This is a genomic window from Roseinatronobacter monicus, assembly GCF_006716865.1.
GTDB classification, from domain to species: domain Bacteria; phylum Pseudomonadota; class Alphaproteobacteria; order Rhodobacterales; family Rhodobacteraceae; genus Roseinatronobacter; species Roseinatronobacter monicus.
The window spans coordinates 2,796,085-2,812,029 of the sequence record NZ_VFPT01000001.1 but is presented as its reverse complement, the minus strand read 5'-3'; the positions used below and the strand labels follow the sequence as shown (position 1 = coordinate 2,812,029).

The 15,945-nt window shown below is 56.3% G+C and carries 13 protein-coding genes; 7 read left to right on the top strand and 6 right to left on the bottom strand.

Features of this window, described 5'->3' with window-relative positions; all coding sequences use genetic code 11:
- Nucleotides 1–43: 43 nt before the first annotated feature.
- A complete protein-coding gene (locus BD293_RS22725; protein ID WP_170207142.1) occupies nucleotides 44–211 on the bottom strand; it encodes a hypothetical protein in 168 nt (55 codons plus the stop codon).
- 540 nt (nucleotides 212–751) lie between these two features.
- Between BD293_RS22725 and BD293_RS13375 the strand changes: the two genes are divergently transcribed.
- The 6 genes from BD293_RS13375 (at nucleotide 752) to BD293_RS13350 (ending at nucleotide 6,594) form a co-directional block, all read left to right on the top strand.
- Nucleotides 752–2,011 carry a DUF4297 family anti-phage-associated protein gene (locus BD293_RS13375; RefSeq protein ID WP_142082498.1) on the top strand — a complete coding sequence of 420 codons (1,260 nt, stop codon included), beginning with the start codon at nucleotides 752–754 and terminating at the stop codon, nucleotides 2,009–2,011.
- 9 nt (nucleotides 2,012–2,020) lie between these two features.
- The gene (locus tag BD293_RS13370) at nucleotides 2,021–3,760 is read left to right on the top strand and encodes an ATP-binding protein (protein WP_142082496.1); all 1,740 of its coding nucleotides are present in this window, start codon (nucleotides 2,021–2,023) and stop codon (nucleotides 3,758–3,760) included.
- A 129-nt stretch (nucleotides 3,761–3,889) separates the two neighbouring features.
- Nucleotides 3,890–4,267, top strand: a complete 378-nt coding sequence (gene tnpA / locus BD293_RS13365) for an IS66-like element accessory protein TnpA (RefSeq protein ID WP_142080137.1) — start codon at nucleotides 3,890–3,892, stop codon at nucleotides 4,265–4,267.
- Nucleotides 4,264–4,611, top strand: a complete 348-nt coding sequence (gene tnpB, locus BD293_RS13360) for an IS66 family insertion sequence element accessory protein TnpB (RefSeq protein WP_142080138.1) — start codon at nucleotides 4,264–4,266, stop codon at nucleotides 4,609–4,611. Before tnpA ends, tnpB begins: the two co-directional genes overlap by 4 nt.
- A gap of 63 nt (nucleotides 4,612–4,674) precedes the next feature.
- On the top strand, nucleotides 4,675–6,288 hold the full coding sequence (gene tnpC, locus BD293_RS13355; RefSeq protein WP_142080153.1) for an IS66 family transposase: 1,614 nt from the start codon (nucleotides 4,675–4,677) through the stop codon (nucleotides 6,286–6,288).
- Nucleotides 6,289–6,297: 9 nt separating this feature from the next.
- Complete coding sequence (locus BD293_RS13350; RefSeq protein WP_142080139.1) at nucleotides 6,298–6,594, top strand: hypothetical protein; 297 nt, start codon at nucleotides 6,298–6,300, stop codon at nucleotides 6,592–6,594.
- Nucleotides 6,595–7,174: 580 nt separating this feature from the next.
- Here BD293_RS13350 and BD293_RS13345 read toward each other — a convergent pair.
- From BD293_RS13345 to BD293_RS13325, 5 genes are all read right to left on the bottom strand, one after another.
- The gene (locus BD293_RS13345) at nucleotides 7,175–7,897 is read right to left on the bottom strand and encodes a M48 family metallopeptidase (RefSeq protein WP_142082495.1); all 723 of its coding nucleotides are present in this window, start codon (nucleotides 7,895–7,897) and stop codon (nucleotides 7,175–7,177) included.
- Nucleotides 7,884–10,955 (bottom strand): type I restriction endonuclease subunit R, encoded by a 3,072-nt coding sequence (locus tag BD293_RS13340; protein WP_142082493.1) that lies wholly within the window; start codon nucleotides 10,953–10,955, stop codon nucleotides 7,884–7,886. The genes BD293_RS13345 and BD293_RS13340 overlap by 14 nt, the downstream gene beginning before the upstream one ends.
- A gap of 33 nt (nucleotides 10,956–10,988) precedes the next feature.
- Nucleotides 10,989–12,269, bottom strand: a complete 1,281-nt coding sequence (locus BD293_RS13335; RefSeq protein ID WP_142082491.1) for a restriction endonuclease subunit S — start codon at nucleotides 12,267–12,269, stop codon at nucleotides 10,989–10,991.
- A complete protein-coding gene (locus BD293_RS13330) occupies nucleotides 12,266–14,701 on the bottom strand; it encodes a type I restriction-modification system subunit M (protein WP_142082489.1) in 2,436 nt (811 codons plus the stop codon). The genes BD293_RS13335 and BD293_RS13330 overlap by 4 nt, the downstream gene beginning before the upstream one ends.
- 124 nt (nucleotides 14,702–14,825) lie before the next feature.
- The gene (locus BD293_RS13325; RefSeq protein ID WP_246086299.1) at nucleotides 14,826–15,470 is read right to left on the bottom strand and encodes a recombinase family protein; all 645 of its coding nucleotides are present in this window, start codon (nucleotides 15,468–15,470) and stop codon (nucleotides 14,826–14,828) included.
- 310 nt (nucleotides 15,471–15,780) lie between these two features.
- Between BD293_RS13325 and BD293_RS23365 the strand changes: the two genes are divergently transcribed.
- Nucleotides 15,781–15,912: a hypothetical protein gene (locus BD293_RS23365; RefSeq protein ID WP_281286666.1), complete on the top strand. Its 132-nt coding sequence runs from the start codon at nucleotides 15,781–15,783 to the stop codon at nucleotides 15,910–15,912.
- Nucleotides 15,913–15,945: the final 33 nt, after the last annotated feature.

The window sequence follows — 15,945 nt, the reverse complement described above, 5'->3', positions numbered from 1 at the left end:
CGGGCATCTGGCACGCGTATTCTCATTGGTGGTTTTGGGCTGGCTATGATGCTTCGCCTTTGAAGGGGCCTTTCATGCTGCGGTCTGCACGAATGTCGCTGATGGGCTCGAAGCCGCCCTGCGGCGGTGCAGCATGGCCCGCCGACTCTTCGAGGTCGACCATCGACACACCCGGCCCAGAGCGGACGGTCGAACTGGACCTATGCTGCATTGCCACATTCCCGGAAGCCGACATTCGACTGGCAGTGCAGCGAAGTCACGGCCAAGATCTCAGCCCGGAGGGGCGTTGCAGACGTTCGCGCGGCTTCACAATGACCTGTCCAGGACTGTCTCGACAGAATGACGGCGGAAGCGGGCACTCGCAGCAGCATGCACGAACGACCGGCCTGGGGCCGAGGATGACCGGTGGCTTTTCGATGGTAACGCAGGCTCTTCGATTGAGATCTACCCTCAGTGTTCCAATATTCCCGGCGAGCTTGCTGTACACGAAAGCGGTACTGGCCTTCAGTCAGCGCCCTGTCTCGTAGCGCAGTACATCAACTGTCTTGGCATGAGGCTGGTTTTCGGTACTTCGTGACGATGCCTTCCGGATTCGACGGGTGACAGCCCAAAGCGCTGATCGTCTCGCCACCCGAGAAACTCCCGGCCACAATCGACGCCCTCACGATATTCAGGCCAGTCCCGTCGGCGCAATTATACTCACTCGCACTCCCGCTTCCGCTCTCCTACAATGTCAATCGGGGATTGATTCGTGGGTGGGATATTGGAAGTCGACAAAAAACGCGAAGCAACAGCTTCAATTAGGGGCTATTTCTACCAGCTCGATGCAGCGTTACTTGAAATCCTGAACGCCGGCCTGGACGAGAGGGTTCTCATCGAGGGCATTGAAGACTTCGACCACTATACCGATGAAGGCGTCATTTACGGCCAGGTGAAATACTATGCGGAGCAAAGCTTGACAGACTCGGTACTGCGTGACCCCCTGCATAAGCTCTTTGTTCATTTCCATGGGCTCCAAGAAGCACAGCGGACAGGCCGAAAATACCTGCTGTACGGGCACTTTTCAAAAGTTAAGATCGATATTGGTGAGCTTACCGTCGAGCGCTTTAAATCGGTCATGGAATACCGAAAGGAAGTGAAGGCCGCTGACGGTACAAAATCCTATGAAAAGAAGTCTTTGCTCGACGGCATGGCCGCACCAGATGAGCTGATTGTGGCGTTCTGCAAGAGCTTCAGCATACAAATCTCGACGGAATTTTCTGAACATCGCAATCTCGTCATCGAGGCAATAAGGAAAAACCAGAGCGTCTCCGCGGTTGAGGCCGAAGGTTTTTACTATCCAATGGCGTTCGACTTCATCGCCACACTCGCCACGAAAAAAAATCACAACGATCGCAAGGTCACCCTTCGTAATCTGCTGGAACTTTTCAAAGGTACTCAAGCTATTCATAATCGTTGGCTTCTTCGGGAGAAGGAAGCGAGCGAGTACGCGAAACATATGAAACGCCTTTACTTCTCGCCCACGAACGGCGCAGGAATCGCACGTGCTTTCATCATTGAATGCAGTGCGGCAACCGACTGTTCGGTTGTCTGCGACCAACTCAGGGCAATCGGCAAAAACTGGAGTTCGGCTAAGACGCGCCGCATACAGAATTCCGAGCGCTACGCGCCATTCATTCTGCTACGCGGCGCGGATGAAAAGCTCATCATGCAAGTGAAGAACGAGCTTTTCGATACCGGAACTTTTTTCGTAGACGGTTATCCATATCGCGGATCGCCATTCCGCATCGATCACGTTAATAGCCAACAGACCCAAGAGCGCCAGATCGAAATTCGTCTTGTTGACGACCTCGACCAGTTGCTGGAGACCCTCGCTGGTGTGGGACGTAAGGTGTGCCATATCTACGACTTCTTCCTTGAACGTCCAGTAGCCATGGCTCCGCCTAGTCCAAAGACTCGGATGTATTCAATCCCCGTCAGCAGCATCTCCACAATCACGAAAATTATTTGAGGAAGAACAATGACTGAGGAAATCGCCAATGCTGAGGTTGTCGCCGTTTATCCCAACAAAGTCCGAGTGGCCGTCGATGATCTCTTGAACTTCCAGGCGGCGGGTGAGTCTCTTCGCGTTGGATCCTTTCTCAAGGTCTCGGACAATGACAACGTTTCTCTCATCTGCGTCATCGAAAGCTTTTCAATCGAGATGAAAGAGGTGAAAGGCGACGGCAGCAGTGACTACAAGCGCGTCTATATGATTGATGCTTATCCTCTCGGGACCCTTAAAGATGGAAAGTTCAATCGCGGCGGTGACGAACTCGCCATTCCGCCAAAGAAGGTCGTCCCGGCGACGAAAGCGGAAATCGCAGCCATCTATGCAGATTGCTATGCGGCTGAAGACCGCTTTTGCTTTTCATCACTGACCAGGCAACGTGATATCGTAGTACCTGTTCATGGGGACCGGTTCTTCAACAAACATATTGCCGTTGTGGGTGCTTCGGGATCGGGGAAATCATCGAGTGTGTCGTCAGTTCTGCAAAAGGCGATATCTGCCAAATTGGGCGAATACCAAGGACTCAATAACTCCCATATCCTGATATTCGATCTTCATTCCGAATATGCCACGGCGTTTCCGACGGCGAATGTCATCACCGTGGATCACCTCGTCTTGCCATATTGGCTTCTCAACGAAGACGAGATGGAGGACATGTTCCTGGAGTCCGGCGACAATAACAATTACAATCAAGATTCGCTGCTACGATCTGTGGTGACCATTGCCAAGAAGATCAGCAATCCTGACGTCGAAAAGGTAAACTTCGACAGTCCGCTTCGATATGACATTCAGCACGTAGCGAATGCTTTCCGCAACCTGACGCGGGAAACAAAAGACGCTGAAAACTCGCTGCATATCAAGTTTAAGGACGGTACTACCGAAACGTTCGATGATGTCGAGGGTCAGCTTGAGCATTATTGCAAGGCGCTGCGGGATTTCGCGCCCACGGAACGCAGCAAAATCAATAAAGGCCCCTATGCCGACGGTAGCATCGACAAATTCGAGCGTCGGATCAGATCAAAGATATCGAACTCTCGGCTTGACTTCATATTCGGTGCGAAGGCCAAAGCTGCGACATTGGAGCAGGTGCTTGAACAGTTTACCGGCTACAAGGCGGGAGGCCGATCGAATGTCACAATCATCGACCTCAGCGGCATTCCCTTTGAGCTGCTCAGCATTACCGTCTCGCTGATTTCCCGTCTAATGTTCGATTTTTGTTACTATGCGCGGCGTGTCGAAAGCAAAACAGAGCAACCGTTCCTCATGGTGTATGAGGAAGCACACAAATACGCACCAAAGAGCGGTCTTGCCCGCTACAAGGCTTCCTTAGCTGCAATCGAGCGCATTGCCAAAGAAGGCCGAAAGTACGGTATCAGCCTTCTGATTTCGAGCCAGCGCCCGTCTGAAATTTCAGAAACTATCTTTTCGCAATGCTCCAATTTCCTGGCAATGCGTCTCACCAACCCCGATGACCAAAGTTATGTCCGCCGACTATTGCCGGATACACTGGGCAATCTCACTGAGGGTATGCCTGCCCTTGAGCAAGGGGAAGCACTACTCATCGGGGACGCCGTCATCATGCCTTGCGTCGTGTATGTGGAGAAATGCGACCCAGAACCCTCATCCAGTGACGTGAAATACTTCGCGCTTTGGAAAGAGGCGTGGAAGGAGATCGACTTCAAAAAGCGTGCCGATAACTGGCGAGGGTGAGGGGCGCTGATCAAGGATCACAGGTCCGGATGTAACCACCCGATTTGAACCGCCTGCTTCTGGGCGCTTCGCGATGTTATGAGATGTCTTTAACGACGTCGTTAACGACGTCCCTTATTGGAGGCATTGATGCGCGGAGAAATACTTGGGGCTGAACGGCGGCGACGTTGGAGTGATGAGGAGAAGGTGGCAATCGTACGGTCAGTTGGAGTCGGTGGGGCGACAGTGACCCAGATTGCCCAGCGTCATGATGTGACGCGGCAGCAGATCTATAGCTGGCGATACGATCTGAAGAGGAAGGGCCTTTTGCCATACGACCCTGAAACGGTGTTTTTGCCGGTCGAGTTTTTGGAAATGGACCCTGAGGCATCGAGACCTTGTGCGGTTAGTGATGAGCAAGACGGGCGGGTTGAGGTTGTTCTGCGCAATGGCCGGAGTTTGCGCATTGATACAGATGTCGATGCGTCTGCCTTGACCCGGCTGATAAAGGCGGTGGAAGCGGCATGATTGGTCCGGGCACTGGGGTTAGGGTCTATCTGGCTTGCGGCTACACTGATATGCGTAAGGGGATTGCCGGCCTGTCGGCGATTGCACAGGATGTGCTACGCCAGCGCCCTGCGAGCGGCGCAGTCTTTGCATTCCGTGGGCGTCGGGGAGATAGGATAAAGCTGCTGTTTTGGGACGGACAGGGATTTTGTCTGTATTATAAAGTTCTCTCGAAGGGGCGTTTCCCATGGCCTTCGGCCTCTGACGGAAGCGCGCGTTTGACCTCTGCGCAGCTGGCCATGCTGTGGGAAGGAATGGAGTGGCGAAGGCCGGATTGGGGCGCGCCGCCAGCCCGTGTCGGATGATTTATCTTGCTGTAATTGCTTGTTTTTAGTGGATATAAGGCTTGGGATATGGTATAAATTTCCATGTCCCAAGCAGCGATTTCTCTCCCCAACGATCCGGCCGCTCTGAAGGTGATGATCACCTCTTTGCAGGCAGAGAACCAGAAAATCCTGGCCACCTTGCGCGCGCATGACTTGCTCGTTCAAGCCCTGCGCATCCGGATTGCCAAACTGAAGAAACAGAAGTTCGGTTCCAGCTCGGAAAAGATCGAGCGTGAGATCGAACAATTGGAACTCGCGCTGGAAGACCTGAATGTCGCTGTTGCCGAGGCACAAGACACGTCGCCAGATGAGAGTGAGGACGCTGACACGGACGCAGACGCGCGTAATACCACAGCAGATGCGCCAGAAAAGAAGCAACGCCGTCGTCCTAAAGTGTCGCCTGATACCCCCCGCGAACGCCGTGAGCTTGATCCTGGTGACACATGCCCCGACTGCGGTGGCAATCTGCGGGTGGTAGGTGAGGATGTCAGCGAGTTGCTTGATATGATCGCAGCGCAGATGAAAATCATCGAAATCGCGCGCATCAAGAAATCTTGCCGGTGCTGCGAGAAGATCGTTCAGCCACCCGCCCCCAGCAGACCAATCCCGCGCAGCATGGCGGGCCCAAACCTGTTGGCATTCATCCTGGTCTCGAAATACGATGATCAGCTGACTTTGTATCGCCTCAATGAAATCTTCGCCCGGATGGGAGCAGATATTTCCGATACAACGATGGCCGACTGGTGCGGCGGGGCAATGAAAGCACTGGCGCCACTGATCAAGATGATCGAGGACGCAATCATGGCCAGCGATCTGCTACATGCAGATGATACACCTATCCGGGTCCTTGATCGAAGTCGACGAGACAGAGGGCTTGGAAAAGGTGTGAAAAAAGGCCGCCTGTGGGCCTATGTTCGCGACCAGCGCCCTTGGGCGGGAGGAGCCCCGCCGGGGGCTGTCTACCAGTTCGCCCCTGACTGGAAAGAAGAGCATGTCCTGACCCACCTCGCCAAATCCAGCGGCATTTTGCAGGCCGATGGCTACAAAGGGTATACCAAGCTCTATGCTCCTGATCTCAACGGCAAGAGCCAGTTCCGAGAGGCTGCATGTTGGGCCCACCTGAGGCGCGACTTCCATGATGTTTGGATTGTGACGAAATCTGAAATCGCGCGCGAAGCGCTCGACCGGATCGGCGCGCTTTATGATATCGAGCGCCAGATCAACGGTCAGCCCGCAGACATACGCAAAGCAGTGCGCCAGGAAAAAACCAAACCCAAGGTCGAGGCCTTCCGGGTCTGGGCAGAGCAGCAATTAACACGCATCCCCGGCAAAAGCGATCTGGCCAAAGCGTTCCGGTATGGGCTGAGCCGCTGGAAGGCACTTACGCTGTTTCTCGATGACGGGCGCGTGGCCATCGATAACAATGCTGCTGAGCGGGCGCTCAGGCCGATCGGAGTCGGGAGACGGAACTGGTTATTCGCAGGCTCAGATGCTGGGGGCGAAACTCTTGCGCGTGCCATGACCATTATCGAGTCAGCAAAGATGAGCGGTCTTGATCCACAAGCCTATCTGGCAGATGTTCTGGATCGCATCCATGATCATATGAACCCCCGCCTTGGGGAACTGCTGCCCTGGAACTGGAAGCCAAAAACCTGAAGCCGCAGGATGACCACCGTGACTAATCTCTGCACCCTCGAATATGTCGCGGAAATGCTCGGCGAGGACCTCGAGATGTTGGAGGCTGTCATTTGGAATGATGACAACCTCAGTTATGGTGCGATCGTCAGCGTCCACACTGGAGCGGACGAATCCATCACGACCTTAACCGACGATGGTATCGAAGAGCTCAAAGACATGCTCAGCGATGCGCGCATATCACAGGATACATGGCATGCATTCCTCGAAGACTTCGTCGATGACCCCGAAATAATCGCACGCGTCAAGGATAAATGGCCGCGGTAGAAATCGGGCGGTTACGTCCGGATTGTAGATACGGATAAATAACCGAATGAAATGAGGCTGCCTGAGGGAGCTGTGAACCCCAAACCCGCCAGACCGCCGTAGGCTTCGGATGTGACGTTTCATCCGAGGCTCTGTGAGTGGCAACTTTCCCGCACACATAGATCTGACCTGCCAGTCCGCTAAATGGTTAGGGATGCTCATTCCGGCGGCGGTTACGGCAAAACTCCAACATCGGCTTCAGCCGGTCATGTCCGCTGCACCTGCGAAGCTCTCTGGCACGCTGCGACTTCTTTGAATGTCTCTGATTGGCTCGGAGTCGTTACCGAACCGTCAATTGGTAAGTCGGCCCCCTGCGCCGGTGGTCGAGCGTCCGGTTTGGCATTTCGGCGCGATTGTCGTGCTGCACGGCCTTCAGACGGCTTTCCGCCCTCCGCGTCGATCGTCTAGCAGACATAGTACCTTGTGTGAGGCCCCCACTAAAAAGGTGGTTCTTGTAATTCATTGCGGCCGATATGAATAGAGACTCACTGGGTGACCTTTTGATGATGGATTTTTATTTGGACGAACCATGCTATCATCATCAGCGACTTGAAAAGCTCAACGGCAGTCCATTCAGATCAGCCCGGACCTGACGCCATCCAGGCATGTGACGGTCTAGAACGGCAATGAATAGGTCATCATGTCGGCGAGAGATGAAATGAGCCATTTCGTGCAGGACCACATAGTCCAGAGCCTGCGACGGTTTCTTCGCTAGATCGAGGTTCAGCCAAACAAGGTGCTTTTCCGGATTACAGCTCCCCCATTTGGTGCGCATAAACCTAACACCCCATCGTGGCAGGGGTACCCCCAGAATTCCAGCCCACCGCTCAACCCGCGGACTTGCCCGGCCTTTCAGCTCTTCTCTGTACCAGTCGGATAACCATCGTGCTTTCTGGCTGGTCATCGCCTCCGGCGGGGTAACCATGATCAATCGGTCAGCCCCGTTCCGGAAAATTTGACACCCACTAGACCCCGTGGGCCTGACCTGCAGACGCAGGGGCGTTCCCCACAGGTAATGGGTCTCTCCGGACACGAAGCGCCGTTCTGGCTCTCGAGCCTGACCAGCGAATTCGCGTTGTTTCTTCTTGATCCATCCCAACCGTGTGACAATCGCCACACGGATCGCGTCTTCGCTGATGGCGGGAGGTGCGGCCACGCGGACGCGACCCTGCGGGGGATAGACCCCGATATGCAGGTTCTTGATCGGCTTCCGGACAAGCTCGACCGACAACCCTGATACCTCGATCAAGTCAGTATTCATCATGTGACCGGACAATCTCGATGATCAGATCGATCGCTTCTTCACTCTCAAATACCTCTGCCAGTTTTTTCCGGAGCATCCTTTCCTTCATGCGATTACCTCGCCATCCAGATTGAGCGTTATCACGGATCAACTGATCAACCGCTAAGGCATGCGCCTCATCCTGACCCAGATTGTCGAACAGAGCTTTGCGTCCTGGGGTCGCCATGGATGCAGGGTATTCCCCGCCATGTCCGGCTTTCACGGATCGGACAAGCTCGGCGATCTTCTCCAGATACTCTGCGTAAGCGATTGCGTCATCCCGGCGCTTCCGGACCAGATCAGTCAGCAATTCTGACATCCGCTCATAGAATTTCGGGTTCACCGGGGTTTCATCGATGATCAACCTGCGGACATTGTTCTCGATTGCCTCGGCCACATTCTCGCGATTTCCCTTCAACCCCTTGGGCAACCCATCTTCAACCGAGGCGCCCTTGCTGGCCACAAGGTCAATCAGGCTGATGTCATCGAGATGCGAAATCACCTCGGACCCGTCCGCTTTGATATAGCTGTCGATCAAATGGCGCATAGCAGGTTCGAACTGCTTCATGTCGACCGCATCGCCGCTGTGCAACCGCACGGCATCTCTGATGGAGAGGGCTTTCTCGACCTCACCACGATACTGGGAAAGCTGCAGGTCATTCACGCCGCTTGCAGCAGGGTCTTCCGCAACGGATGCGAAGGCCCGCGCATATGCGCCCGCCAATTTGTAAAGCGCCTGACGCCGCCGGGCTTTCTCTTCAGCGGCCGGGTCATTCTCCCACCCGTTGGGGCTTGAAAAGTATGCGTAAAGCTCAGCATCCCCTTTTGGCTGCTCCACAGGGTCCAGCAGCCCGAACCAGGCATCCCGTGCGGTATGCAGGTCAACCCCGGCCTTTTCGGCACGGTTCGAGATCAGCCCCTCGACATCCTCGGCGTCAAAGGCATCGAACGCTTCGGATGTGTAATCATCCACTGCCGCCTCGATATTCTTGAAGAGGTCCTTGTAATCCACGACATAGCCGTAATCCTTGTCCTCGCCGTCCAAACGGTTCACCCGACAGATCGCCTGGAACAGACCATGATCCCGCATCTGTTTGTCGATGTAAATGTATGTGGCCGTAGGGGCATCAAAGCCGGTCAACAAGCGGCTGACCACGATCAGCAACTTCATCTGCGCCGGTTCCTTACGGAATTTGCGCAGGGCCTCAGACTCGTAAGCCTCTTCATCCGTGCCCAAATCGGTCATCAGCCGGTCATAGACGCGGTAGACATATTGCTTTTCCGTCTCGCCCATCCCGGCCTCTTCGCCAGTCAACTCGGATGCATTGCGCTGGTAGGAGGTGACGATGGCGCACTTACCGGACAGCTCAGACCCGGAATTGCGGAAAATCTCGAAGAACCGGCAGGCCTCGGGGATAGACCCTGCCACCAGCATCGCGTTGCCGCGCCCGGACGCCAGACGCGGCTTGGTCGCCATGTCCATGATGATGTCATTGGCGATCTGTTCCAGCCGGTCCTTTGATGACAACACCCGCTGCAAGGTGCCCCAGCGTTGTTTCAGGGTTGCCTTGGCCACGGGGGTCAGCCCCTTGGTCTTGGCCTCGAACCACTCGTCAATCTTGGCGGGTGAGCTGATGCGCTGATCGATATCCCGCGCCTCATAGCGCAGGTCCAGAACCACCTCATCCTCGACCGCCTCGTTGAACCGGTAAGGCTTGCCGATATATGGCCCGAATGTCTCAAGCGAGGTCTGTTTATCCGTCTTCAGCAAGGGCGTCCCCGTGAACCCGACGAACACCGCATTCGGCAGGATCATCCGCATCGCACGGGCCAGCTTACCTGATTGCGTCCTGTGCGCCTCGTCGATGAACACGAAGAACTCGCCCACGGGCGCACCGATTTGGCCGCGCTGGATCTCGGCGATCATGGCGCCCATCTCATCCTCTTCGCGGCGGCCGAATTTATGCACCAGGGACGACACCACTCGTTCCTTCGGGTCGGCCAAGGCCGCGAGCAGGTCCGCCCCGGATTTCGCACGGCGCACCTTGTCGCCGGTGTTGCCGAACACGGCCTCGATCTGGTCGTCCAGTTCCTTCCGGTCGGTCACCACCAGAATACGGGCATCGGGCAGCGCCTCGCGGATCCAGCGGGCCAGCATCACCATGATCAGGCTTTTCCCCGATCCTTGGGTTTGCCAGATGATCCCGCCTTGCCGTGCCCTCACAGCATCTTGTGCGGCTTTCACGGCGAAATACTGGTTGGGACGGGTGATTTTCTTGATCCCTGCGTCATACAGGATGAAATCGTTGATCACCTCCAGAAACCGTGCAGGCGTCAGCATCTGCGACACATCGCGCGCCAGCGGGGCGGTGATATCGCTGTCTTCCTTCCAGGCCAGCCAGTAATTCTGGGGCGTCTGGATCGCGGCATAGCGCAGGCCCTGCACCTCGTTGCCGGCAAGGGTCAACTGCACCGTCGTAAAGAAATGCGGGATGAATTCGGGGCGCTGGTTGTCCAGCGTCTGGCGGATACCCTCGCCCAGATCGACCGTGGATTTCTTCAACTCCACCACGCCCAGGGCGATCCCGTTCACATACAGCACCAGATCGGGGCGCTTGTTATAGGCCTTGGGGTTGCGGGCGGAAATTGCCACCTCTTCGGCCACGCCCATGTCATTGGCCGCCGGATTGTCCCAATCGACAAAACGCACGGTCACGGGGGCCTCTCCGGGGCCGGGAGTGACCTGGACGCCATAGCGCAGCATGTCATAGGTGGCGCGGTTCGCCTCATAGAGCTTCAACCCGTCCATGCGGGCGGCCCGTTGCAATTCGGCGATGGCCTTGGTCACCACGTCCTTGTCATAGCCCCGAGAGAGCAGCCACGGGCGCAGATAATCGGGTTCGATATTGGCGTTGCTGCCGCGTTTCTGCCAATCGCCAAGGTATCGCCAGCCGAGGCCGCCGACCTTGCCAGAGGTATCGCCGCACATCTGGGCGATCATGCGGTTTTGCGTGGCGCGTTCCGGCTGGCCTATGGTCATGCGCGAAAATCCTTTGAGAAAATGGTATCCAAATCAAACGAGGCGCACCCGCCCTGTCAAAAGGTTTTGCATCATCCCCTCTTTGATCGCCCTTGCTTTGGTCAGGCGAGACTCGAGGGTCTGGATTTCGGCATCCATGTCAGAGAGGACGGCGGCGATGGCTTGTTGTTCCTTCGGTTCTTCTGGGACCATCAGTTCAAGAGAGGAAAGCGTTGTCTGATTGAGATTAATCATCGTTGTACCAACGGAACTCTCTTCAATTTTTTCAATTACTGCGCGACTAGCCAAATAGGCGCGGAGGAGTTGAGAATTCCCGTTTTCCTTGGGCCTTACAATCATCGAACCTGTACCGCAGAGAAATCCGACATGTTGGTTCGTCACGACCGCACACCGCCCCATTTCGCCACGCCTTCCAATCACGATATCGTTCTCTTGCAGAGCAAAAACTGATAACTTGTGAGCAAGATCGGGAGAGACGGCAATTGCCTCGTCAGGAATGATTTCACCGTCAACGATGTGCGAAGGGTTTATCAATGGAACACCGCCGCGTTTGTAATCTGACTTATGGAAAGTGCTTCCAAAAGGGCCGGTTCGAAAGTCTGCAAGCATGGAGAGTGCTACATTGATCCAACCTTTGGGAACTTTGACATGCTCTGAAGTTGGGTCGCCCCAGCCTGCGAGGCGGCGGCGGGCGGTGAGGAGGTCTTGCATCGCCCCCTGTTTGATCAGGCGCTTCTTCGCGATCACCCGCTCCAACCCCGCCACCACCCCATCCGCATCCGACAAAGCGGCGGCAATGGCCTGTTGTCCACGCTCATTATCTGGAAGCAGAATTTCGAGCGATGAAAGCGTTCCTTGGTTCAGGTTGATCATTGTTGTGCCGACCGAGTTTTCTTCGATCTTTGCGATTGCCCTGGGGCTTGCCAGAAAAGCCTGTAATAGTTCAGGGCTTACTCCGGAACGAGGTCTGACAATCATTGAACCGGTCCCGCACAGAAAACCTGCTTGATGTGACCGCACAACTGCACAGCGTCCCATATCACCACGTCGGCCAATAACGATATCGTTTTCTCGAAGAGCGAAAACGGACAGGCTGCTGGCAAGCTCAGGCGCAACCGCAACTTGCTCATCCGGTACGATTTCCCCATCAATAATATGCGACGGATTAATCAGTGGAACCCCACCACTCCGATAGTCTGACTTGTGGAAAGTGCTGCCGAATGGGCCTGTCCTAAATGACGCTAGATCGGCCAAAGGAACCGCCTTCCAGCCTTCTGATGCGCATTCTGACACTTGGGCAGAAAAGTCACTCATCCCGCCACCCCCATCGCCGCCAGATGCCCGGCCACCCGTGCCTCCAGCCCCGCCAGATCGTCCATGATCTGCGGCAGGGTCTGGCCATAGCGTTCGGTCAGCACCCGCACGCGGGCAGTCAGGCTTTCTGTCCGCGCCTCCACCTCTGCCCCGATGGCCGCCGTGATGTCGGTGATCCATTTATCCTGCACCACAAGGGTGCGGATGTCGTCTTCGGTCAATTCGGGGTATGCCTTGAACACGGCGGTGGTCAGCGCTGCCTCGGCCTCTTTCGCGGCTTTTTTCGCCGCCGCCTCTGCCGCGATCAGTTTCGCGGCCTGTTTCAGCAGGGGACGTTCCTCGGCATCTGCCTCGCCCGATTTCTCGCGGGTTTTCACCGATGCGGCGGTCAGTTTGCCGGTATCGGTCAGGGCATCCGCCAACAGCCCGCCCTCGGCCCCGTGTTCCTCGGCCAGTTCGTCAATCTCGCGGCCCAGTTCCTCGGCCCGTGCGGTGGCGGCATCAAGGGCATCCTTCAATTCAGGGAAAAACCGCGCCGTGATCAGGGCGGGCGGGATGACATCGGCCACAAGGCGGATTTTGTTCACCGTCAGGTCGCCCTCTTCCAGCCATTTGGTTTTGCCGTCCGCCACTTCCTTGCGGGCCTCTCGCAGATCACGGGCGGCCAGCCAGCCCCCGCCCGCAATGATGAAGACATCATCTTGCATGGTGGTGGACCAATAGGACATCAGGCGCTGATAGGCCTCATATTTATCGACCAGCGGGGCGGTGGCGAAGCGGGTCAGCATATCCTCGGCGATGTTGTCGATCAGGGCCTTGGGATGATCGCCTTGGGTGATGCCGGTCAGGTGGGGCGTGTTCCGGGTGATCCAGCCGTTCAGGATATCGGTGATCTGGCTGCGGAAGGCCGCGAAATCGGGATGGTTGCGGATGGTGCTGCGCACGCGGTCGGGGGCCACCAGCGGATCGGCATAGCCCGCACGGGGATTGGGGCCGAAGATCGTGGCCCGCAGGGTGGGCATGACATCCCAGAATTCGGCCAGGGCGTCGATGTCACGCTCTGGCACGCCGCCATGCAGATGGGCGGTGATGTCTTGCAGGTCTTCGGGGTCGGACCCGTCGATATAGCGGGGGATGTTCAGGTTGAAATCGTTGCGGGTGATCTCGGCAAAGGGGACAAGGCGGGAATAGCCGGGGATTTCCTGCGCCTTGGTGAAGGCATCGGTGATTTTATGGATATCCCGTTCGCGCAAGCGGTTCTTGTTGCCGTCCTTGATGAAGCCCTTGGAGGCGTCGATCATGAACACGGGGCGGTTTTCCTGCGCCTGAGATTTGTCCAGCACGATGATGGAGGCCGGGATGCCCGTGCCATAGAACAGGTTGGCCGGCAGGCCGATGATGCCCTTGATATAGCCCCGTTTCAGGATTTTCTCACGCAGGCGGGATTCGGCATTGCCCCGGAACAACACGCCATGCGGCAGGATGACCGCGCCCGATCCGGTGGCTTTCATCGACGTAAGGATATGCAGGAGGAAAGCGAAATCCCCGTTCTTTGCCGGGGGTTCGCCATCTGTGAAGCGGCCGAACTTGGTGTCTTCGGTCAGGCCCGAGGCCCATGCCTTGGCCGAAAAGGGCGGGTTGGCCACGACGAAATCGAAGGTCTGGAGCATGGTTTCATTGGCCAGGAAATGCGGTTCTGCGATCACGTCGCCCTGGGCGATTTCGGCGGTGGCGCGGTTGTGCATGATCATGTTCATGCGGGCGAGGCCACGGGTCGCGATGTCCATCTCCTGCCCGAAGATCGTGATGGGAACAGCGGCGGTTTCAGCGGCCTTGAGCAGCAGCGATCCCGATCCACATGTCGGGTCATAGACGGATTGTTTGGGACTGGTGGCCCGGCTGACCCCGGCCACCGTTGCCACGATGCGGGACACCTCGGCCGGGGTGTAGAACTGGCCCTTGGATTTGCCTGATTCAGTCGCAAAGTTGCGCATCAGGTATTCGTACGCATCGCCCAGAATGTCATCGCCATCGGCGCGGTTTTTCGAGAAATTCAGCTCTTCCCGGCTGAAGATGTTGATCAGCGCGGTGAGGGTGTTTGTCATCTTCTGGCCACGCCCGAATTTCTCGGCGTCGTTGAAGAAGGCCCGGTCGATCACCCCGGAAAGCTCGTTTTCTTCGGCGATCCGGGCGATGATCTTGTCCATCCCCTCGCCAATATCCTTGGACCCGCGCAGGGCTTTCATGTCGTTGAACGACGCTCCAGCGGGAACCTCGATCAGCGCATCCGCCTGACCGGCGCGGTCGGAGACGTATTTCACGAACAGGAGGGTGAGGATGTAATCCTTGTAAAGCGAGGCATCCATGCCGCCCCGAAGCTGATCGCAGCTTTCCCACAGGGATCGATAGATGTCACTTTTCTTGATGGCCATGCTGCCCCCATGTTTCTTGATTGTCGTGAGGGTACAGGGATTTGCCCGGAGATGACAGTCGGGAAAGCCGTCCGTCGTTATGGGGCTATGAAACAGATCGCTATGTCGCAATCGTTCTTTGTCGCTACTTGGCGCCGGTCTGCCTTTGGAGCGTTCGATACACCGTCGGTCGCGATACAGAGAACACCTCTGCCAGGTCGCTAACCGAATACTCGCCTGTATCATACATGCGCCGCAGTTCACGCGACTGGCGGTCGGATAGTTTGGGTTGCTTTCCTCGCAGCTTACCCTTGGCGCGGGCAATGGCCATCCCTTCACGGGTGCGCATGCGGATTAGGTCAGATTCGAATTCCGCGAATGTGGCCAGAATGTTGAAGAACATTTTGCCCATGGGGTCGCTAGGGTCATACACGGATGCGCCGAGCGCCAGGTTGACGCCCCGCGCCTGCAACTGATCGGCAATGTCACGAGCATCGGGGACGGAGCGCGCTAGTCGGTCAAGTTTCGGCACGACGAGAGTATCACCTTCCCGCACCGCCGCCAGGGCCTGATCCAACCCAGGGCGCGCTCGATTGCTGCCAGTCAGTCCGTGGTCAGTGTAGATCCGATCCTTTGCAACGCCGAGATCCTCGAGTGCCTTCTTCTGCGCCGACAGGTCTTGCCTGTCAGTCGAGCAACGCGCGTATCCTATTTTTGTTACAGCCATGCGAAGATAGTACGTATAGGGTGCCTCATGTGCAAATTTAATCGTACTATCTTTATGATACAATCAAGGCGCTCTTTTTTGCGATGTTCCTTTGCAAGCCAAGACGTCCGCTGATCGATCCCCTTACGGACGCCCGCAGTTACCTTTAGCCTTTAGCTGTTTTCATCCAGGCCCTGGCCCGAACGTCCCCCCCGATTCACTGCCATCTGGCAATATACAAAAATTTGATGCGAATGATCTTCAAGGTTTTCCTCTCTCACTTGCATTCAGGCTGTGAAATCGAAGCTTGGCGACGCAGGCACGTTCGATGGGCTAATTTCGGACCCCTTCTGCCGTTCGCGCCATCCATCTGATGCCCCTTCGCAGTTGCGGCATGACCGACGCAGAGGGCGGACAGCGGACTGACGGCAGTGCGGCATTGCGCTTGCAGCATCTGATGAAAGCGGCCGGTCGTTGCGGCACTGGCCCGCAGCGCCGGGCACGCGGTTGGGTGGCAAAGCTGTAAGTGTCGATCGATTGGAGTGATGTGGACACCGAG